This window comes from Phytobacter sp. SCO41 (genome assembly GCF_003073275.1).
Lineage (GTDB): Bacteria > Pseudomonadota > Gammaproteobacteria > Enterobacterales > Enterobacteriaceae > Phytobacter > Phytobacter diazotrophicus.
Genome location: NZ_CP027225.1, coordinates 1,538,160 through 1,559,799, shown reverse-complemented (window position 1 = coordinate 1,559,799; position 21,640 = coordinate 1,538,160). Strand labels below are relative to the sequence as shown.

Annotated in this window: 12 protein-coding genes; all 12 read right to left on the bottom strand. The window is 55.4% G+C overall.

Annotated features, from left to right (window positions below; translation table 11 throughout):
- Positions 1–65: 65 nt before the first annotated feature.
- Positions 66–1,316: an HlyD family efflux transporter periplasmic adaptor subunit gene (locus C5523_RS07615; protein ID WP_079496207.1), complete on the bottom strand. Its 1,251-nt coding sequence runs from the start codon at positions 1,314–1,316 to the stop codon at positions 66–68.
- On the bottom strand, positions 1,306–3,531 hold the full coding sequence (locus C5523_RS07610) for an ATP-binding cassette domain-containing protein (protein ID WP_071196170.1): 2,226 nt from the start codon (positions 3,529–3,531) through the stop codon (positions 1,306–1,308). Before C5523_RS07610 ends, C5523_RS07615 begins: the two co-directional genes overlap by 11 nt.
- Entirely contained in the window at positions 3,531–4,889 is a 1,359-nt protein-coding gene (locus tag C5523_RS07605; RefSeq protein ID WP_039079771.1) for a TolC family protein, read from the bottom strand. Before C5523_RS07605 ends, C5523_RS07610 begins: the two co-directional genes overlap by 1 nt.
- Positions 4,890–5,534: 645 nt before the next feature.
- The gene (locus C5523_RS07600; protein ID WP_108700868.1) at positions 5,535–6,044 is read right to left on the bottom strand and encodes a hypothetical protein; all 510 of its coding nucleotides are present in this window, start codon (positions 6,042–6,044) and stop codon (positions 5,535–5,537) included.
- 496 nt (positions 6,045–6,540) lie between these two features.
- Positions 6,541–7,905, bottom strand: a complete 1,365-nt coding sequence (locus C5523_RS07595; RefSeq protein ID WP_039079769.1) for an HlyD family type I secretion periplasmic adaptor subunit — start codon at positions 7,903–7,905, stop codon at positions 6,541–6,543.
- Positions 7,892–10,078, bottom strand: coding sequence for a type I secretion system permease/ATPase (locus C5523_RS07590; protein ID WP_108700867.1), 2,187 nt, complete (start codon positions 10,076–10,078; stop codon positions 7,892–7,894). The genes C5523_RS07595 and C5523_RS07590 overlap by 14 nt, the downstream gene beginning before the upstream one ends.
- Positions 10,079–10,179: 101 nt before the next feature.
- A complete protein-coding gene (locus tag C5523_RS07585) occupies positions 10,180–11,529 on the bottom strand; it encodes a TolC family outer membrane protein (protein WP_108700866.1) in 1,350 nt (449 codons plus the stop codon).
- A 180-nt stretch (positions 11,530–11,709) separates the two neighbouring features.
- Entirely contained in the window at positions 11,710–16,596 is a 4,887-nt protein-coding gene (locus C5523_RS27540; RefSeq protein WP_178030043.1) for a hypothetical protein, read from the bottom strand.
- 280 nt (positions 16,597–16,876) lie between these two features.
- A complete protein-coding gene (locus tag C5523_RS07575) occupies positions 16,877–17,221 on the bottom strand; it encodes a tryptophan synthase subunit beta (RefSeq protein WP_079496204.1) in 345 nt (114 codons plus the stop codon).
- Positions 17,222–17,247: 26 nt separating this feature from the next.
- A complete protein-coding gene (gene lapD / locus C5523_RS07570) occupies positions 17,248–19,194 on the bottom strand; it encodes a cyclic di-GMP receptor LapD (RefSeq protein WP_071196166.1) in 1,947 nt (648 codons plus the stop codon).
- 9 nt (positions 19,195–19,203) lie between these two features.
- Complete coding sequence (lapG, locus tag C5523_RS07565) at positions 19,204–19,902, bottom strand: cysteine protease LapG (protein ID WP_108700865.1); 699 nt, start codon at positions 19,900–19,902, stop codon at positions 19,204–19,206.
- Positions 19,903–19,905: 3 nt separating this feature from the next.
- Positions 19,906–21,609: a Mur ligase gene (locus tag C5523_RS07560; RefSeq protein WP_178030042.1), complete on the bottom strand. Its 1,704-nt coding sequence runs from the start codon at positions 21,607–21,609 to the stop codon at positions 19,906–19,908.
- Between the last annotated feature and the right edge of the window lie 31 nt (positions 21,610–21,640).

Genomic DNA, 21,640 nt, shown 5'->3' with positions numbered 1-21,640 from the left:
TTCATAATGTGTTATCTCTCTCTGGGGCGGACAGGAAAATCGGGTTGCAACGGTCACCGGCGGTGTCATCGCTCCTGGAATGATTCACTGAGTGTTTTACGCAAAGGTTTAAGTAAGAAGTCCATCAGCGTGCGATCACCGGTACGGATGTCGAGCTGGGATGTCATGCCCGGCAGGATGTCAAGCTGACGACCTGTCGTACTGCGCACAAGTTGCCCATCTTCCTGATGGTCTGACAGACCTTCTGCATGGCTTTTCAAACGAACATGGACGCGGTAGTAGATCTCCTCGCCACGCGAGGTGTTTTCTTTAAGGGTATCGGCCGATACGTAAATCACTTCACCCTGCAATGCCCCATAAATGGTGTAATCGAAGGGATCAAGGCGCACAGTAGCCGGTAATCCAACCTGAACGCGGGCAATATCAGCAGGCAGAACCTTGGCTTCTATGATGAGGGCATCATCTGACGGGACGATTTGCATAATCTCATCACCGGCACGTAATACCCCGCCCAGCGTGGTGACGCGGACATTTTTAACAATCCCAGGCCCCATGGCCGTAAACACCGTATCGTGTACCTGCTGGCGACGACCGGCCATCTGTTGCAAGGTCTGGCCCAGATCATCTTCTGCCTTGGTGAGATCGGCCCGCGCATCATCCAAAAACTTATTGCGCCGACCAAGCAGGCGGGCACGAGCCTCGTTAAGCTCGCGCTGTGCATTAAGCCGCTCACTGGCGCTAACATCGCCAGAGCGTTCCAGCCCGTTCACCAGGCTGAGCTTCTGGTTGGCTAAATTCACGGCGGTTTGCAGCGCTGTTATATCTTCCTGCAGGCTCTGACGGCGTTGCAGAAACAGTGCGCGTTCAATATCGGCCTGCTCGCGTAACGCCGGACCGGGATCGGCGGGGAACTGGGGAGCGGATTGTCCCGTTGATTCTGCGCGAAGTCGGGCAATGCGCGCCCTGAGACCGGCGATGCGCGCGTCCACTTCACCTGCCGCCGCCTCCACGCGAGTTGGATCGAGGCGAGCCAGAATCTGCCCCGCCTTAACATGATCACCCTCTTTGACACGCAGTTCGGAAAGTACGCCACCGTCCACGGTCTGGATGATCTGCACACGGCTGCTGGCGATAACCTCACCGTGTGCCCGTGCCACTTCATCAATGCGAAAATACATAGCCCATATGACAAAACCCAGCACCAGTACGACGATGCTCCAGATAAGCCCTGCCGGGACTCGGCTACGGTAGTAATTTTCCAGACGATTCACGCGAGCGGCGTCAGCGACCTCGTCGTCAAACAGTTCAACGGCCATGAAGGACTCCTGCTGAATGTGATGCTGCGGGCATGTGTGTTTTCACGTTCGTTACCTCAGCGGCGGGACGCGAGCCAGTGGCGCGGGCCATCAGTCCTGGCAACACCTTGTCAGGAGTACCATCACGTACGACAGTACCTTCCTGTACGACAAGCACGCGGGTAGCAAAATTAACGGCCGCCATCGGACGGTGAGTGGCGACGATCAGGATATCTTCCGGCTGCAGCCTGGCTTGTAATGCTTTCCAGACACGCGTCTCCGCTTCGCCATCCAGCGAGGCCGTCGGTTCATCCAGAAGCCAGATACGAGGACGGGACATCAGCACACGCGCCAGGCCAACAAGCTGGCGCTGACCGCCAGAGAGACCTGAGCCCCCCTCGCTGATAGGCATATCCATACCCAGCGGATTACTGGCCGCCACCTGATCCAGCGCCAGATCGCGGGTGATGTCTGTCAGCGTGGTGTCGCTGACTGCGCCTGCGAGCATCAGATTGCTTCGCAGCGTCCCTTTGAAGAGCTGCACCGCTTGTGGCAGATAGCCAACCTGAGCGCTGACCACCTGGGGATCGATCTCCCACAGATCCACATCGCCCAGGCGGACACGGCCCTCACCGGGGCGATAGAGTCCGGCCAGGATCTTGAGCAACGTTGATTTACCGCCGCCAACAGGGCCCAACAGCAGAACACGTTCACCAGCGTGAAAGTGGAGTGCGGGAATATTGAGTTGTTGTACCGGAGACTGCGGAAAGGCAAAGCGCAGCTTTTCGACACTAATATGTTCTGGCAGGCGATCGGGCAGCAGCAGGGTCTGTCCGGCGCGGCGCTCTGTAGGTTTACGCAGCAGGTTGTTCACCATATCCAGCGCCTCCCGGACCTGCTGCCACTGCATCAGATACTGAACGCCCTGGCTCACCGGCCCGATAACACGGCCCCCCAGAATACTGCACGCGACCATGCCCCCGGTGGTCAAATAGCCGGCTTCAACGCCCCATACCCCAACAACAATGCCCATGATATAGGCCAGCGTCGACAGGCTGGCGGTGGTGTTCGTACAAAACTGGCTGAGGGATTTTTGTTGAATACTGTAGCCTGCGATGGAATGACTGAGCGTCTGCCAGTCTTGCGCAAAACGCCAGCCAGCATGACTGGCGCGCAGGGTTTCGGCACCGCGGATACTGTCGACTAACAGCCCCAGACGCTCATTGCTGCGCAGCATTTGTTGGCGCGTGAGACGGCGTAAGCGCAGACGGGTATACAGACCCAGCGCCAGCGCGATGGGGAGCATTCCCAGGTAAACCCAGCCGACTGGCCCCCCGATCAGACCAATAATCCCGATAAACAGTAATGCGAACGGCAGATCCACGATTCCGAAGACAAGACCGGCAGAGAAAACTTGTCGAACCGAATCCAGCGCCCCTACCTGCGCGGCCAGCGTGCCCAGGCTACCGGGCTGTTGGTCGAGTTGCAGGTGCAACAGATGTTCATAAACATGCTGGGAAAGGCGTTTATCCACACTGCTGGCAACGCTGTCCATAATGTGGGCACGCAATGTTTTGAGCAGCCAGTCCAGTCCTACAACCAACCCCATCCCCGCCACAAGCGTAGTCAGTGTCGCCCAGGCCAGGGTGGGCACGACACGATCGTAGACCTGCATAGCGAAGAGTGATGTGGGAATGGCCAGAATGTTCACCAGCAGCGTGGCGGCAGCTACCCGGAACACCCAGCGGCGATCGCGCAACAGTTCTCGCCAGACCAGGCGCATAGCCGGATTTTCGCTGTCAGAGAGGTTCTCTGACTGTACGTGTGAAGCCAGGCTGAACCAGAGTACAGCCGTTTCGTCACCCGCCGTCGTCCCCGGCGCGCCGGTCACAATGTCGTCTATCGCCAGCGTTCGGGGTTCGACACCTTCACGGGTCAGCGTAAGGGTATCGGCTCTCCCCTCTTCGTTGTGCCGTTCAGCCAGCCACCATGTCTGTTCGTGCCACATCAGTGCCGGGAGGTGACGGGGATCAAAACGCCGCCAGGGGAACAACGCCAGCCGGATATCTTTCATTCCCGCGTCTGACAGCAAACCGCGCACATAATCCTGTGGACGATCGGTTAACGGTGGAACGGCCTGCGCGCGGGCATACGCCTGCGTTAATGCCGCTTTATTCACCGGGGCATGTAGCTTGTCCAGCAAGGCCAGTAATTCAGGAAGAGGAACAGGTATCATCAGGGATGGCTCGCAGACGTGTTAGCAAATTGAGTGCCCGTGGTCAGGGCGCCAGTGGTATCGTCCATACGGCCCGTGCGTGCGGCCAGGCGCAGGCAATCGACCCGCCATGCCGATCGCACCGATACCAGCGCTTGTTGTTGTTCGGTTAATTCGCGTACGGCGTTGAGGACATCCAGCCAGCTCTTGTAACCCGATTCGTACTGGCGACGGAACGAGGCCAGCGTGCCGCTAAGTTCGACGACAGACTGTTCATAACCGGCAATCAGCGTTTGGTTAGCATCACGCTGATCAAGCAACTGGCGCGTTTGAATGTCTTCGCTGTGGCGTTGTTCGGCCAGATCCTGTCGTGCGGATTCCACGCGTTCCAGCGCCGCGTTCTGGAGGCCACGGGAGACCAGCCCCAGCCCCTCCATCGTGCCGGTCACAACCACATTGACCGTATTATTATTTCTCTGGTTGGGCATACCTGAATATTCGTTGCGCGCGGCTTGCAGGGAGACGGTCGGTCGCGATGAGGTGCGCTGACGTTCCACATCAGCTTCGGCAAGCGTAACCGCCGCTTCACGTGCTCGCACCGTCGCACTCTGTGCAAGGATTTGTTCCTGTATAGAAGTATCCGCAGGCAACTTGAGGATGCTGCCAGGGATCGGCAGTTCGCTTGCGATCGGCACCTGAGTCAGGGATAACAGCGTGGACTCGGCGGTACGCAGGTCCGATTTGGCCTGTTCGAGCGATGAGCGTGCCTGTAACAAGCGGGCCTTCGCAAGGCTGACATCGGCTGGAGAAGCCAGCCCCCCTTGCGCGCGGCGCTGGATTTGTTCCTGCAACGCCTGATGATTGTTAACGTTTGATTCAGCAACGGCAAGACGCTCGCGAATACCCTGTATATTCGCGTAAGCCACCGCGGTATCTTCCAGCAATTCACGACGGGTAGCCCAGGCCGTGGCTTGCTGAGCAAGGGTGTCATTGTCGGCGTAGTCAATAGCACTGTCGATACGCCCAAAAGCCCATAACGGTTGCGAAACACTCAGCGTGGTCGTACGGGAATCACTGTAACCCGAAATTTGCCCCGTCCCGGCACTGGCACCAAGCGTTGGCAAACGTGCCGCGCGGGCGCTGTCGGCGCTGGCCTCTTTGGAACGCACAAGCGCCTGCTGACTGGCCAGACTGGGGTGATGGAGCATCGTGCTGCGCAACGCGGCAAACAGACCACCCGGCGAGGTATCCTCAGAAATACGGTGTGACGACGACGAAAGGGTGGCGGCCTCAGCCTGGGTGACTGAAATGACAAAGGGTAAAAAAAGACTGATTACAGTAAGTATGTAATAACAGTGACGATCTGAACGAATCCCCATTGTCTGATGAGCCCTTTATTAAAGAAAGATAAAAGACTCGTCGATCCTGATGTTGCTCATGTTATCCCGACGTCACCGTTAGTGGATAAATGGCGTGGCCGGTATAACGAGTCATAAATAAGAAAAAGACTATTGCTTCACGTCATAATTACCTATTGATAACATCTGTGTCAAGGTATGTAATCGTGTAATAAAACCTGTAAAACATAGTCAATTATTAAGTTAAGTTTACCTAACGCAAATATTCGCATCGGCAGAAAAATTATTATCAGTGGGCTTTCTGATGAAGCTGTAGAGAACTGACGGATTGCAGGATGTGGAGAGCGTAGAATGACCAGAGCGAGCCTGAGTCCAGCGCGGCGAAACCTTATACAGGGTTTTCACGCCGGCCAGACTTCTGTACTGGTTAAAAGTGAAGATAACGACTGGAAGAGTGTTGCTTGTTAAAAATATATCGTGGCGTCTTGCAGCAGCAGGCCAGTTCGCGGGGAAAGCTGTCGTTGACATCTCTCACCCGGTCTGTGCAGGTATGGCACCAGCATGGGTAAACCTCGGGTAATACTTGCTTGTTATTTACCTCATATTTACGGCAAATAACAATACATCGTCATACCCGCCTTATTATCCCGAAGATATACCTGGCGACTAATACTGAATATTTGCCATCGCTTTATACCGTTCAGGCAAAGCGCTATTCAGGGCCAGAATCTTTTCAAGAATATGGAATGAAGAGGTACCTTTGGCGCGTTCTGCATCGGTAATGGCAGAGCGTATCGTCGCCGCCGCGGCTGAGATACGCTGAAAATAGGCTTCGGATTCAGGCGTCTGTGCCTCACCTGAGCCGGCATAACGCACCGCAGGCCAGTGGGTGAAATCCATTATCGGCCAGGCTTCTTCTTCCGTCGGGGTATTAGCAGCTAATAATTGTTCTGCTTTTTTCGAATCTTGTTGTGCAGCAGAGAGCAGTGATAAGCGATATTTCATTTTTGACAGCGTATCACCACTCTCTTTTTGTTGTGAAAGGGATGCAATAAAAGCTGACAATTCATCATCTGCTGGCTGTTGATGACCATCTGCGTTTTTTTTCATATCAGGTGAGCTCGAGGTATTGTTTAATGCTAATTCAATTAAATAATTCAACATCTCTAATGTCATCTTATGCACCTTGTAAAACTGACAGTCTTAATTCAACTTGTAGTGAGGATTTTTATCTGTTGCTTTAATCTCGTGACTCACCAAAATAAATACCTGCATTCCAAAGATGCTGAAATAACGTATCGCAACGTGAAAAAGAGTTTATTTTGAGAGCCTTAAAAAGGCCGATAAATACAAACAACTCTCCACCAGATAAATAGTGTGTTCGTTAATGAAAAAACCTCTCGGTCTGGTTTACTGTCTCAGTATTGTTGAAAGATTCTCGTTTGCAAAACGATAAAAACTGCAACTCATTGTGAGTTAAACTCAAAGTAGAAGTGAAAATCAGCGTACAAAAGGCAGGTGGAGAAGACGGCGTTCGTTACGCACCTTGCAGATTCAAGACCATAAAAAATAGGGGGTTATTGAGGCGAATTTAAGGATATCTGACTGGTGCAGGCCTGGGCTCTTTAACAAATAAAAAGCCTGCTTGCCGCAGGCTTTTTGACTTCAACGCTTAGCGCTCGCGGAACGCTTCTGCTTTGGCGCGCAGAATAGGCTTAAGCAAATACGCCAGAATGGTTTTCTTGCCGGTAATGATATCCACCGAGGCCACCATGCCAGGAATAATCAACAGCGGTTTTTCATCCGTGCCGAGGTGGTTTTTATCGGTACGCAGGCGAATAATATAAAAACTCTTCCCGTCTTTGTCGGTCACCGTGTCGGGGCTTATTTGTTCTAGTTTGCCCTTAAGCCCACCGTAAATGGTGTAGTCATAGGCGGTGAATTTTACCGTTGCTTCCTGCCCCGGTCGCAAAAAGGCGATGTCCTGGGGACGAATTTTGGCCTCAACCAGCAACGTGTCATCAAGTGGAACAATTTCCACAATGTCATTGCCCGGCTGGATCACCCCACCAATGGTGTTCACCAGCAGTTGCTGGACGATGCCGCGAACCGGTGAAGTCACCAGTGTGCGGTTCACCCGGTCGGTAATTGCTTTACCTGATGCTTCAATTTTACTCAGATCGGTACGGGCCTGGTTCAGTTGTTCCAGCGCTTCGCTGCGATAGCGCCCTCGCGTTTCACTGACCTTGTTTTCAATCTCCTTGATTGCCGCCTGCGCGCGCGGAATAGCAAGAATGACGGAATCCAGTTGCCCCTGCGTCTCAACCCCGGCGCGACGCAGACGCAGCATTTCCACTTTTGAGATAGCGCCTTTTGCCACCAGCGGTTCAGACATGGTGATCTCTTGCTGCTGTAACTCAAGGCTACGGCGGTACTGCGTCAGTTTGCCCTGGAAATCGAGCAGTTCCTGTTTCTTCTGAATCAACTGTTCGTTCAGTCCGGCAAGTTCACTCTGAATGCGTTTATTGACGCTGGTGAACAGCGCCATTTCCCCACTGGCGATTTCCGGCGCCTGACTGACTATTTCCGGCGACAGCGTTAGTTCGCTGGCCTCATCAAGCTGAGCGGTCAGGCGCTGGATCCGTGCTTCAAGCGCCAGCTTATCGGCCTCGCTTTCTCCGGCGTTAGAGCGAAAACGGGTGTCATCCAGACGCAGCAGCGGCGCACCGGCTTGTACCACTTCGCCTTCATGGGCAAAAACTTCGGCAACGATCCCCCCTTCAAGGTTCTGGACTTTCTGCAGACGGGATGAGGGAATGGCCCGCCCTTCCCCGCGTGTCACTTCATCAATCTCGGCCAGCGAAGCCCAGACGATCATCGCAATAAAGAATGCGAAAATGGCCCATAAGGTTACCCGCACCACGCGGGGCGCATCATCAAGCAGCGCCTTGTTAACCTCATTGGTGGTAAAGGTTGCTGACGGTTTCTCTCCTGAGAGCCAGTTCATCAGGCGGCTAAGCGCATCAACGATTCGCATGAATTTGTCCCTTTTTCAGCGCGTTCATGACGCTCTCTTTCGGGCCGTCGGCAATGATCTTACCGTTGTCGACGATAATCAGCCGATCAACCAGCGACAGCAGCGACGCACGGTGCGTCACCAGCAATAGCGTCTTGTTGCTGATAACCGGTGCCAGTGCTTTTTTAATCAGATCTTCACTGGTGTTGTCCATTGAACTGGTGGGCTCGTCCATCAGCAGGACCGGCGGGTCGAGCAATAACGCCCGCGCCAGCGTAACCGCCTGACGCTGCCCGCCGGAAAGGCTCATGCCACGTTCGCCAACCTGCATGTTGTAGCCAGAGGGATGACGGCGGGCAAACTCATGCACGCCGGTCAGGTTCGCGACCCGCAGCATGGTCTCGTCGTCAACATAGCTTGCGCCGTAGAGCAGGTTTTCCCGTAGCGTGCCGTTGAACAGGTGGATGTCCTGCGGCGCGTAACCAATGTTATGCCGCAAATCGTGCACATCGATCTGGCGAAGGTCGATACCGTCAATCAACACGCTGCCGCTGTCCGGCTGGTAAAAACCGACCAGCAATTTCGCCAGCGAGCTTTTTCCTGAACCGCTACGACCGATTATGCCCACCTTTTCACCGGGCTTAATGACCAGTGAAACGTTACTTAGCGAGGCATACTGGTTGCCCGGATAGCAAAAGGTCACATCACGCAGTTCAATTGCCCCCGAAAGGGTTTCACGCTTAAGCGGTACCTCACCCTCCTGCACTTCCTGCTCCAGCCCCATCATTCTGTCGATGGTCGATTTCGTCATTCGCGCACGCTGGTAACGGGTAATCAGACTGCAAAGCTGGCCGATGGGCATCATCGCACGGCGATGCAACAGGTAGCAGGCAATCAGCCCGCCCATGCTGAGATTGCCGCCGATGATGACATATACCCCGGCGACAATAATTGCCACGCCGCTGGCCTGTTGCAGCCAGGAGGTAAAATTCACCGCCACGTAGGAGAGTGATTTCACCCGCAGCTCCAGTTTGCTCAACTGGCCGGTGAGATGCTCCCATTGGTACTGGCGCTCACTCTGCGCGTTATTGATTTTGATAGCGTCAAGGCCGGTCAGTGTCTCTACCAGCATCGCCTGACGCTCATTGGCCAGTTGATAGGTTTTTTGTACCCGTGACATCAGCGGGCGCTGAATAAGCCAGCTCACCAGCAACGCCAGCGGATAGGAAAGCAGCGGGATCAGCACCAGTGGGCCACCAATAACTCCAATCACCAATAAAATTAACAAGGTGAAGGGGAAATCAATAAAGGCCGTCAGCGTCAGCGACGACAGGAAATCACGAATCGACTGGAACTCCTGGAAGTTCTGCGCAAAGCTGCCCACCCGCTTTGGACGCAGCTTCATCTTCATCCCTAAAAGCCGCTCGAACAGCGCCGAGGAGACCACCAGGTCGGTCTTTTTACCCGCCAGATCGAGGCAAATCCCCCGCAAGATTTTCAGTACAAAATCGAAAACAAACGCAATACTCACCCCAATGGCCAGTACCCATAGGGTGGCCGTTGCCTGATTAGGCACAACCCGGTCATAAACGTTCATCACAAACAATGGGGCGCACAGCGCCACAAGATTGACCAGAAAGCTGGCAATCACCGCATCGAAGTAGAGGAATTTTGAGAGTTTAAGGGTGTCCTGAAACCAGGCGGTCGTTCGTGGTAACGTGGCCGTCGGCTGGGCGTCAAACTCATGTTCCGGGGAGATAAAAATCGCCCTGCCGCTGTAATTTTCCGCCAACGTTTCCCGTGATAGCGTAATTTCCCCGCCTTCCGTTTCACTGGGCAGCAGTCGGGCCTGCTGGTTGTCATCCCAGCCGATTAATACGGCCGCCTGATCGTTTTTCAGCAACAGAATGGCAGGCAGCGACAGCGCGGTAATGTTATCAAGAGGGCGTTGTACCACACGCGCTTTCAGCCCCGCACGCCCCGCGGCACGTGGAAACGCCTCCAGCGTCAGCGAATGGGTCGCCAGCGGCAACCCGGTCGTCAGAACAGTACGGCTGGTTGCGATGTTATGCATCTTGCAGATGATCATCAGCGCGTCCAGCAACGGATCATCATGGGTTTGCCGGGGATCGTGCCTGACCGGGGCTTCGGGGGAAATGTCGACGTTCTCAGGCGTGTCAGTAGCAGGCGTCATTCTTTGCCTCAGTGTTCTGCAGACTCAGGCCGCAGGTCATAAACAGCGAGGTGAGCGCCGGTTTTATGCCGCCAGTCACCCCACAACTCTTTAGAGCCGTATTAATTCAGTTCCGGCAGTTCCGCCTGCGTACGCTGAGCCTGATCAAGCGGCTGTGAGGCCGATGGCGGCTGAATGTTCAGACTCTTAAGCAGTTCCCCCGTACGGGCACTGATGCGATAGGTCGTAAACATGTCGACAAATTGCAGTTCAACGTAACGGCGTTGTGCCGTGAAGACTTCATTTTCACTGTCGAGCATATCGAGCAGCGTACGGTCGCCCAGGCTGAACTGTTCCTGATAGGCGCTGCGCACCGTCACGCTACGCTCAGCATATTCTTTGGCGATCGGCACCTGTTGTTCAGCGTTGTTCTTCGCATTCCAGGCAAGACGCAACTCCTCGTTTAACTGGCGCAGGGCATTATTTTTCACATCCTGAGCCTCTTTCATTTTGTAGGCGTAAGAGGTGAGTGTCGCCTGGTCGCTGCCACCGTTGTACAGGTTGTAGCGCATACGCACCATTGCCTGCCATTCCTGGTTATGTCCGCGCGTACCGTCAAGGTTGTTGTCCATCGTGCGACCGACTTCGACGTTAACATTCGGGTAAAAACGCGATTTCTGCGCTTCATACTGCTGGCGTGTCGCTTCCACATCGGCATCAGCCTGTTTGAGCAGCGCGTTGTTTTCCAGCATCACTTTGCGGGCGGCCTCCAGTGAGGCGGGAACCGTAATCTTGCCTGGCATCACCAGCGTGTCGGCATCTTTGCCGGTAACGCTTTGATAGTTAGCTCTGGAGTCTTCAAGGTTGGTTTGTTCGGTCAGGAGATTGTTCCGCGCCTGCGCCAGGCGGGCTTCCGCCTGATCGTAATCGGCCTGGCGGCCTACCCCCTGGGCGGTGCGCAGGCGAATTTGATCAAACACGCGCTCGTGATTGTGCAGGTTGTCTTCCGCCAGTTTTACCATCTGCTCACGCATCAGCACATCAAGATAACTTTGAATAGCCTGCAGGGCGGTGCTTTCGCTGGTATTCAACACGGTCCAGGCGCGCGAGTTTACCGTTGCTTTCTGACGCGCGACTTCGCTGGTAGTCGCAAAGCCATTAAAGACGTTTTGCGTAAGATTAATAGCCGATTCGCTGCGGTTCAGGTTACGCAAATGCTCGCCCGCCGCGCGGGTCGTGGAATTGTCGGTTTGTTCCCAGCCGCTACCGGCGGTGAGATCCAGCGAAGGCAGATAACCGCCTTTGGCGGCGCGAAGATCCTGTTCAGCGGAGTATCGACTGTTTGCCGAGGCGTTAACTTGTGGGTGCCATATCAGGCTGTCTTTTACCGCCTGCTCAAGGGTAGTAGCCTGGCTCTGTGTCGCGCACACAGTCAACGCTGCACCCATGAATAACTGGCTACCATATTTCATTCTTGTCTTCCTTTTCGTTATGCCCCTGATTGTGGGGATGACCCACCAGGGAAAATGCCACGGAACCGGGGGAGAAATTGCGTCCTGGCTGTTTTAATTGCTCGTAATCTCTCGCCAGCCCTGAATTCACATTGCGGTGACAGGCCGCTTAGCCACCCAGGGGCGCTAAGCGGCGGCTTATCAGGTTGTTTCTTCCGGTTTAGAGATCAGGTTATCAACCATCGCTTCGTGGCCAGCATCGTAACTATCAGTATTCGCAGTCATACCGCCTTCGGCCGGGACATGCTCGGCTTCCGTCGGGTTATTCGCCGTTTCACTCTGCGGCCCCGCCTGGATCAAACTGCTGAGGTCGTGATGTTCTTCATCATGGATGATGTCGCTAAAGTTCAACTGCTGGTCATTGTCCACGGCGGTGGTCGGGGTGTTTGCCGCCTCCTCCTGCGCATGGGCAGAGAGAGGCGTCATCGCGTTATCCGCCGATGCCGTCGGTGTCTCTGCGTGACCGGATGTGTTATCGGCAGCCAGCGGAGTGAGCATTAAGCTTGTGTCATCAATTAACGATGCGCTGTGGCTACTGTCAGTGAGCAAACTATGATCAGCTTCTGTCGTTTGCGTGTCATTTGCGGCGCTGCTGCTCATCCGCGCCTGACTGTCGGTATCCGACAGCGAGTCACTGTCTGAATGGCTCTCATCGGCGATATGACTCAACGTCATATGTGTCTCGTCAGACGCATCTGCAAGATGGTTTACATCTGCGCCATCACTATGGCTGTCGCTGATGTGCTGCCCGCCCTCTTCACCATCAAAGGTGAAATGGTGTTCGAGTTGATCGGACGCGGTGGAGTCGACATCCAGAGTAATATCGCCAAGTGTGCTCTTGCCATCCGGTAATTCAACGCTGACCTGTCCGGAATAGTGTGTCGTGTCGCTGGCAAAGGTCAGAACATAGACCTTGTTGACCGCATCATAAGTGACATCCGTGTAATTGCCGCTAAAGGTCGCGTGTTCAGGGATCCCGCCAACCGTAATGGCGTTCAGATGGTCATTGCTGTCGGAGCTTTCGAGGTTAACGTCAAGATTCAACGTGACCGTGTAGCTTGTGGTGGTGCTGCCGCCGTGAGATGACGATGGCCCGTCACCAAAGACCACGCCCTCAATATGGTTAGCGTTTTCAAAAGGATGCTTACCGTTCTCGTCGGTAATCTGCAAATTATCAATATCGTTGTTCTGATGGTTCTGCGGATGAGGAACCCCTGTTACCTTGTAGTCCTCACTGTTACCCTGAACAAAAATATAGTCTTTGCCGACATCGCCTTCCGTTACGTTGCCGTTGCCAGTGATCCCTTTGAGGGAGACGAAATTATATTTGCTGTTCGGCCAGTCACTCTGCTGGTAATAACCGCCCGTATGGTCACCGACAACGAAGATATCGGTGTGCCCTTTGGCACTATCGTCGGTGTTGGCATTACCGCTGCTGGTGTAATAGTGAATCTGCGACGCGCTGTCGGATTTCGGCACAAAGTCGCCCTTGATGGCGCCATCCGGGCTATCCGGCGTCAGCCAGACATGTACGTTACTGCCAATCGCCACGATCACGCCGTTCTGGATATCGTATCCGTTCGGGTTCCCGCTGCCGCCATTGATATGGGTGATCGTATTATCTGACGTATCCGTTGTTTTGCCGCCAGGCGTGATCGTTACGGTCAGCTTCACATCGGCGTCAGCATCGGAATCCGCGTCGGCGTCGGCGTCGGCGTCCGCATCGGCATCAGAGTCTGCATCGGCGTCGGCATCCGCGTCGGCATCTGCGTCTGCGTCGGCGTCGGCGTCGGCGTCGGCGTCGGAATCAGCATCCGCATCGGCGTCCGCATCCGCATCGGCATCGGCATCCGCATCGGCGTCGGCATCCGCATCCGCATCAGAATCTGCATCCGCATCCGCATCCGCATCCGCATCCGCGTCGGCATCAGAGTCTGCATCGGCATCCGCATCTGCGTCGGCATCGGCATCAGCGTCCGCATCGGCGTCAGCGTCGGCATCCGCATCAGAGTCTGCATCGGCATCGGCGTCGGCATCCGCATCCGCGTCGGCATCCGAGTCTGCATCTGCATCTGCATCTGCATCTGCATCAGAGTCTGCATCGGCGTCGGCGTCGGCATCAGAATCCGCATCGGCGTCGGCATCCGCGTCGGAATCAGAATCCGCGTCGGAATCTGCATCTGCATCTGCATCTGCATCGGAATCGGCATCCGCGTCGGCATCGGCATCGGCATCCGCGTCGGCATCGGCATCGGCATCTGCGTCGGCATCGGCGTCAGCGTCGGCATCCGCATCAGAGTCTGCATCGGCATCGGCGTCGGCATCCGCGTCGGCGTCGGCATCCGCGTCGGAATCAGAATCCGCGTCGGCATCCGCATCCGCATCCGCATCCGCGTCGGCATCAGAGTCTGCATCGGCATCAGAGTCTGCATCCGCGTCTGCATCGGCGTCTGAATCTGCATCGGCATCAGCATCGGCGTCGGCATCCGCATCCGCATCCGCGTCGGCATCCGCATCCGCATCCGCGTCGGCATCCGAGTCTGCATCCGCATCCGCGTCGGCATCCGCATCCGCATCCGCATCCGCGTCCGCGTCGGCATCGGCATCGGCATCTGCATCAGAATCTGCATCGGCATCGGCATCGGCATCGGCATCAGAATCTGCATCAGCGTCTGCATCCGCGTCGGCATCGGCATCGGCATCGGCATCGGCATCGGCATCAGCATCAGCATCGGCATCTGCATCAGCATCGGCATCTGCATCAGAATCTGCATCAGAATCTGCATCGGCATCGGCATCGGCATCGGCATCGGCATCGGCATCGGCATCGGCATCTGCATCAGAATCTGCATCAGAATCTGCATCAGAATCTGCATCAGAATCTGCATCAGAATCTGCATCGGCATCGGCATCGGCATCAGAATCCGCGTCGGCATCGGCATCCGCATCCGCGTCTGCGTCTGCGTCGGAATCCGCATCAGAATCTGCATCGGAATCTGCGTCCGCATCGGCATCGGCGTCCGCATCCGAGTCAGCATCTGCGTCTGCATCAGCGTCAGCGTCAGCGTCGGCATCCGCGTCGGAATCAGCATCCGCATCTGCATCCGCATCGGAATCCGCATCCGCGTCGGCATCCGCATCGGCATCCGCATCGGCATCCGCATCGGCATCGGCATCTGCGTCGGCATCGGCGTCTGAATCGGCGTCGGCGTCGGCATCGGAATCCGCATCAGAATCCGCATCGGCGTCGGCATCTGCATCAGAATCCGCGTCTGCATCCGCGTCGGCATCGGAATCTGCATCAGCATCTGCGTCGGCATCGGAATCTGCATCAGCATCCGCATCCGCATCGGCATCAGAATCTGCGTCGGCGTCGGCGTCGGCGTCGGCGTCGGCGTCGGCGTCTGCGTCGGAATCCGCATCCGCGTCCGCGTCGGCATCGGAATCTGCATCAGCATCTGCGTCGGCATCGGAATCTGCATCAGCATCTGCGTCGGCATCGGAATCTGCATCAGCATCAGCATCCGCATCTGCATCCGCATCTGCATCGGCATCAGAATCTGCGTCGGCGTCTGCGTCGGCGTCTGCGTCGGAATCCGCATCAGAGTCAGCGTCGGAATCCGCATCGGCATCGGCATCGGAATCTGCATCAGCATCTGCATCCGCGTCTGCATCGGAATCCGCGTCGGAATCTGCATCGGCGTCCGCATCCGCGTCGGCGTCGGCGTCGGCATCGGCGTCCGCATCCGCATCGGCATCGGCGTCTGAATCGGCGTCGGCGTCGGCATCGGAATCCGCATCAGAATCCGCATCGGCGTCGGCATCTGCATCAGAATCCGCGTCGGCATCCGCATCGGCATCGGCATCGGCATCGGCATCCGCATCTGCATCAGCGTCTGCGTCGGAATCCGCATCGGCATCGGCATCGGAATCTGCATCAGCATCTGCATCCGCGTCTGCATCGGAATCCGCGTCGGAATCTGCATCGGCGTCCGCATCCGCGTCGGCGTCGGCGTCGGCATCGGCGTCCGCATCCGCATCGGCATCGGCATCGGCGTCTGAATCGGCGTCGGCGTCGGCATCGGAATCCGCATCAGAATCCGCATCGGCGTCGGCATCTGCATCAGAATCCGCGTCTGCATCCGCGTCGGCATCGGAATCTGCATCAGCATCTGCGTCGGCATCGGAATCTGCATCCGCATCTGCATCAGCATCCGCATCTGCATCCGCATCTGCATCGGCATCAGAATCCGCGTCTGCATCTGCATCAGCGTCGGAATCTGCATCGGAATCTGCGTCCGCATCGGCATCGGCGTCCGCATCCGAGTCAGCATCTGCGTCTGCATCAGCGTCGGCATCCGCGTCGGAATCAGCATCCGCATCTGCATCCGCATCGGAATCCGCATCGGAATCCGCATCCGCGTCGGCATCCGCATCGGCATCCGCATCTGCGTCGGAATCCGCATCGGCGTCGGAATCATCGGGCGGGTTCGGATTCGTATTGGGATCGGCAGGCGTTGATGCAGTGGCAACGCCAGGATCAAGCCGCGTTAATTCCTGAGGGCGTTCGGCATCAGGGAAATCAATGCCAACCGTTGGGTATCCGGCACCAGGGTCAACGATCTGACCGGTTAAATCGAGAACCACATGTGTGTGCGATCCACCGCCGCTACCGCCAGCATCACTGCCGCCAGTGCCCCCAGACTGGGGACCCGCGGCTGGCGCTTCAAGGGTTTGCGTCGGATCCTGCCCATCTGCGATCGCCTGTTGTATAGCGGCAACATCTTGTTGCTGAGTAGCCGTAGGTTCAGTGGTCACGCTGCCCGTACTGTCCCAGTGACTGTCACGGCCAAGGTCCAGTTGCTTGCCATCCGCCAAAGACAAGGTAATTGCACCAGAAGCCCCAGTCTCGACCTGTTCTCCTTCGAGGACCCTGTCACCTTCAACCAATAAACGCTGGCTGCCATCAGGTGCTACTGCAAACACTTGTCCTATTACCGCTTTGACGATCCCAGAGACGCCGCTCATGTGTAGTTCCCTCGATCCTGTTCTCGCCCAATTCATCCACTGACCAGGCGTAGAATGCTAAAAGAGAATTTAATTAGTATTTGTAATGCAACATGTAACAAAGGTAATGAAAGCACGTTCCAGCAGAGGATTTATTGATGCCGCTTCGCTTAAGGACCTTATATTAATAGATGAAGTGAATGAATAGTAGTGCGGGCAGGAATTTAGGTTAAAAAAAAGGGACTTTGTCAATAGTCCCTGTGTCGTACATGATATATATTAAGTAAGTAAAAATGACGAATTATATAAATCCCTCATCGTCATCATCGGAAATTAATCCTTCCAGACCACTCAACGAACGACGCGCCTGTGCACGGCTGGTCAGCTTTGCCTGAGCGACCGGTGGCAGATCGGTAATGCTGATGACGCCTTTACTCATCAGCACTTCGATCAGGTCCTCCAGGACGCGAACCATCTCAAGATCGCTCTGCCGCAATTGCAGTAGCGATGCCTCACGAATTTCTCTCTGCCGCATCCATTCGTCAATTTCTGCTGTGCTGACTTCACTTTGTTCTGTCATGGCATGAAAAGGGACAAGCTCCACCTGAATAATACGCCCCGCTTCATCGCGTTCTATGTAGTACATTTTCAGCCTCTTTTTAGCCTGACAGGTTAATTTCCACCCAGGGTGCTGGCATCAGCAAAATAGCGCCCCATTGCGCCATACAGGCCGATATTTTCGAGAACCGCCAGTTCGCCCGCTGTTTCGACACGTTCAGCAATCAGTGGCAAATTAATTTGTCGGGTTGCCCAATAAATGGCCTCGATAAACAGTTTTTTATCTTCTTCACTATCAATATTACGAATGTAGCTACCGTCAACTTTGAGCCAGGCAAGCCCCCACTGCGGCAAATTGCCGATGAGATGGAACCGGCCGCCAAAATGTTGGATCCCTAAACGGCAGCCCAGCGTTTTAAGCCGTTTGACCAGAATAGTGACCCGCTCGGCATCGGGTAGCTCGTTTTCATCCAGTTCCAGCGTCAGGCGCGATGCCAATTGTGGCGCATTCACCAAGGGTTGTAACAGTGCATGAAGGCTTTGGTCATCAGCCACACTGGCACCGCTAATACTCAGTGCAAGTGGCCGGTTTGATTTTTCCATCTCACGCAGCGTCTGTTGCAACATCACAATATCCATGCGGCGACTGAGATCGAGGCGGTGGATCCACGGCATAAAACGTCCTGCGGGTATCAGCTCGCCCTCCGGCGTTCTGATACGGGCGAGCACTTTATGATGCAAAACAACATGCGCATTGTTGCATTCATAAACCGGCTGCGAGAAAAGCTCGAAAGCACCGTCTGTCAGTACCGCATCCAGACGGGTATACCAGCTATGATGATCCTCTTCGCTATCGTCTGTAACCGTCATATCCGTGCTGGCAAAAAAGCGCATTTCGGTTTCCGCCATCGCCAGCGCCTGGTCTGCCTGCATCAGTATCGTCTGTGGCTTGTCGCCAACATGGAAGGGCACCAGAGCGAAATGGGCGACCGGTGTCACGTCGCTCATTCCTGTTTCTGACAGCGCCTTAAGCTGGGTACTGAGAGTGTTAGTCAGGTTGTCGAGTTCATTATGCAGGAACTGCGGGGCAAGGATGGCAAACTCCCCGCCGCGCACACGGGCCAGGAAACCTTCATTACGGAAGTAATGCTTTTGCAGGCCATTGAGAATATCTGCCACCGCGATCAGCAGCTTATCGGTTTTCGCGCCGCCAAGACGCTGATTAAGGCCGATAAGATCCTGAACCCGCAACAGGATCAGGTGACCCGCGTCATTCTCTTCATCGCTCAGACGCGACTGCAATTGCATATCAAAAGCGCGACGGTTGTTCAGGCCCGTCAGGCTGTCGTGGTAAGCCTCCCGGCGCAAGGATTCGGTGCGCTGCGCCTGCTCGCCAAACAACGCCTCAAGTTGCGTCACCATCAGGTTGGTCGCCTCAACGACCCGACGCAGTTCCGGCGTTTTCGGCAGCGCGGGAACATTGAGAAACTCGCGGCGACAGATAGCCATCGCCTGCTCCACAATGTAGTTAAGCGGTCGCAAGAGACGGCGCAGCAGAAGAGTTACGCCGAGAATAAATAACAAGCTACAGCCGATAAGCCACAAAAAGCTGGCGACCATATTGTCCCAAAGACGCGCCAGGGCAAACATCGGATGGCTAACGACCTCAACCCTGGCAACCTGCGTCCAGCCATGCGTGACAATGGCGTCGCCTTCCCCTGGACTCAGATTTACCATGCGAACAAACCAGTCCGGCACGCTGGCGCTTTGCGGATTGTCGGTGCGTTCAATGATGGGTTTGTTGGTTTTAATATCCACCACCCGAATACGGTAAAAATAACCGCTGTCAAAGATGGAGTTCACCATCAGTTCCGTCATTGCCGGATCATCAATATGGGTCGTCAATGACAACCCCAGCGCCGTTGCCGCATCCTGTGCGTGGGCGCTGAGCTGATTCCGGTATTGCTCCCTGGAACCCTCCAGAGAAACAAAAAAGTTGCCGCAGAAAATGACGAGCGTAAATAAACAGATGCCGATCAGTAGCTGCTTATAAAGGGACATAGCCACATCCTATTCATTAATTTCAAATCCTTCTGCACGCATTCTGGTGAGAAGATCCTGCCAGCGGGAGAGTCGTTTACTGTCCCCCACGCGTTTATTCCCGCCGGATTGCGGCAACCACAGCCCTTCCCCATTAAAAGCATAAACCGGGAGCAGATCTGTACGCTGTGTGGCAGGCAAGATGGCGGTTTTCAGGTTATCCAGTACTAATGGGATCGCATCAGGGGTGGCATACCACGTCACCACCATATGCGCCTGATTTAACTGAAGTGCTTTAACGTAAGTAATACGCAACTGGTTGGCGGGAACCCCCATCTCACGCAGCGTAAAATATTTCGCCAGCGCAAAATCTTCGCAATCCCCTGCCCCTTTACGTAAAAATTCTATCGGCGTTGCCCAATAATCCTGCTGATGCCAGACGACAATGTCATCTTTGAACGCCATTCGGGCATTAAAAAACCGGTTTACCTGATTCAATTTATCCTGAATCGTGCCCTGCGGTGGATTTTTAAGCAAGGCGGCCCACTCATCAATCCGCTGCCTGGCGGCTGGCGTCGCCGGGCCGTAGAGCCGCTCAGTTTGCGTGGAGATGGCGTTAAAATCCCACCCGGCGCCCAGTCCTGGAGAGAAAATAAGCAACACCACCAGCGCGAAGGATAACCCGCGTCGCAACGTTGCACACAAAAAATGACGGTGGGGGCGCCGCATATGTCAGCCTGTCCGGGCAACGTTGCTAACGGGCATTGTCAGTTGCATGGCGCGCTCAGGTCGCGTCAGCCAGCGTTTACGGTACGCGACATAGCCGGAAAGGTAATGCTCGACATCGTCAATCCTGACGCGATAACTGTGGTGACGAATAAAAAAGCTGCCGACAATACGCGGCGGATTTTTAAAAAACATGGCCAGCTCCGGCCAGAAAAAACCATTCGCCAGGTAGCGGGCACGGGTTTCCAGCGCCTGGTTGAACACGGTCATGTCGAAGTCCACTAACAGGTGCTGATATGGCGAAACGGCAAGCCGTTCTATCATCCGCGACGCCGCCATCATCAACTCCAGCAACGTGGGGTAAGTGGTAATACGTTCCTGCACAAAATCGAGATGACCGCGCACATTATCCAGACCGAACTGATAATAGCGTTCCAGCGGCCGGTAGAGCGTCAGTTCATTAACGCAGTAACTGAGCCAATGGTCGTGGGCCTGCCAGTGTTTCTGTTCGATAAAATAGTCCATTGCCCGCTCGACCATCTCCAGCCAACGCGGTGTCTTCGTCAACCCATAGAGACGCATCAGGGCAAAGGCGGCTTCCCCGTCGTAATAGATAATGCGGTGCTCCGCCTTGAGTGATAAATCCCCGGCATTGAGCACATGTACGAAGCCCCCGTTCTGTGCGTTCTGCATAAAACCGATGCCAGCCGCCAGCCGCGCCATCGCACCCAGATAGCGCTCGTCATTGGTCAGTTCTGTATATTTCGCCATCGCCAGGATACAGACCGCGTTACCGCCCAGTTTGATCTCATCACCCGTATCCACCAGGAAATCGGCTTCGCCGCCATCGGGCAAGGAGCAGGTACGAATAAACGTGGTACACAGGGCATCCAGCGCCCGCTCAATAGCCGCAAAATGGGCGGGGTGTTGGGTCACTTCCCACCCTTCGAGCAAGGCGTAGGTCGAGCTGGCATGGCGCAAGGCGTTATAGGTCGGAATGGCGCGATCAAAGCAGGGGAACCAGCCGTAATGATAACGTCCGGAAGGTGTCACCTGGCGTGCCAGGTAATCCGTCGCCGAGTCAATCATCGGCTCCAGGGCAGTCTCCTGCCACTCGGGCAACTGGCGATAGCCGCTGTTACGTCCGTCCGATTCGATGGGCAATACCTGCTCGCCATCGCAAAACAGCGCGCGGGTAGTGAAACGCCACAGCGTCTGGTCAGGGTGCTCAGGCCAGTTCAAGACCGCCCCAAAGCGACGACGGGAATAATGGGCAAGGTTACTGGCGTTAGGGGTAGCAACGCCGTGATCGCCGTTATAGAGCAGCGCGTTGGCGGCGATATCTTGCTCCAGCATGGCATAGCAAAATGCCGGGTCCAGGCTCAGCCCAAAGCGAAAATAGTTCCGTTTGGTCTTCGCCAGACGAGCTTGCAGCGTATCCCAACGTAGCGTGTCGACCTTGTCGACCATGTCAACTCGCAGCCAGCAGGCCTTAAGACCGCTCTTTTTACGCCACTGTTGCAGCGCCTGCGTTCCCTCTTGCCAGGCTTTGTCGAATGTCTCGCCACAGCCGCGCACAACGTGGGCACGGCTTTTACTGTCGGACACGCTAAAAAAGATGACCCAGGACGGGCACAGAGACGGTTTTGCCGCTACATCCAGCGTTTCCATCACCGGGCGGGTTTGCGCAAGTAAGTGGCTGAGCGACATTTGACTCCTTAATTGCTCCCGGGCATCCCCA

Coding starts and splice junctions, on each gene's coding strand:
- C5523_RS07595 (WP_039079769.1), bottom strand. CDS start 7,905: ATGCGAATCGTTGATGCGCTTAGCCGCCTGATGAACTGGCTCTCAGGA.
- C5523_RS07590 (WP_108700867.1), bottom strand. CDS start 10,078: ATGACGCCTGCTACTGACACGCCTGAGAACGTCGACATTTCCCCCGAA.
- C5523_RS07600 (WP_108700868.1), bottom strand. CDS start 6,044: ATGACATTAGAGATGTTGAATTATTTAATTGAATTAGCATTAAACAAT.
- C5523_RS07560 (WP_178030042.1), bottom strand. CDS start 21,609: ATGTCGCTCAGCCACTTACTTGCGCAAACCCGCCCGGTGATGGAAACG.
- lapG (WP_108700865.1), bottom strand. CDS start 19,902: ATGCGGCGCCCCCACCGTCATTTTTTGTGTGCAACGTTGCGACGCGGG.
- C5523_RS07605 (WP_039079771.1), bottom strand. CDS start 4,889: ATGGGGATTCGTTCAGATCGTCACTGTTATTACATACTTACTGTAATC.
- C5523_RS07610 (WP_071196170.1), bottom strand. CDS start 3,531: ATGATACCTGTTCCTCTTCCTGAATTACTGGCCTTGCTGGACAAGCTA.
- C5523_RS07585 (WP_108700866.1), bottom strand. CDS start 11,529: ATGAAATATGGTAGCCAGTTATTCATGGGTGCAGCGTTGACTGTGTGC.
- C5523_RS07615 (WP_079496207.1), bottom strand. CDS start 1,316: ATGGCCGTTGAACTGTTTGACGACGAGGTCGCTGACGCCGCTCGCGTG.
- C5523_RS27540 (WP_178030043.1), bottom strand. CDS start 16,596: ATGAGCGGCGTCTCTGGGATCGTCAAAGCGGTAATAGGACAAGTGTTT.
- lapD (WP_071196166.1), bottom strand. CDS start 19,194: ATGTCCCTTTATAAGCAGCTACTGATCGGCATCTGTTTATTTACGCTC.
- C5523_RS07575 (WP_079496204.1), bottom strand. CDS start 17,221: ATGTACTACATAGAACGCGATGAAGCGGGGCGTATTATTCAGGTGGAG.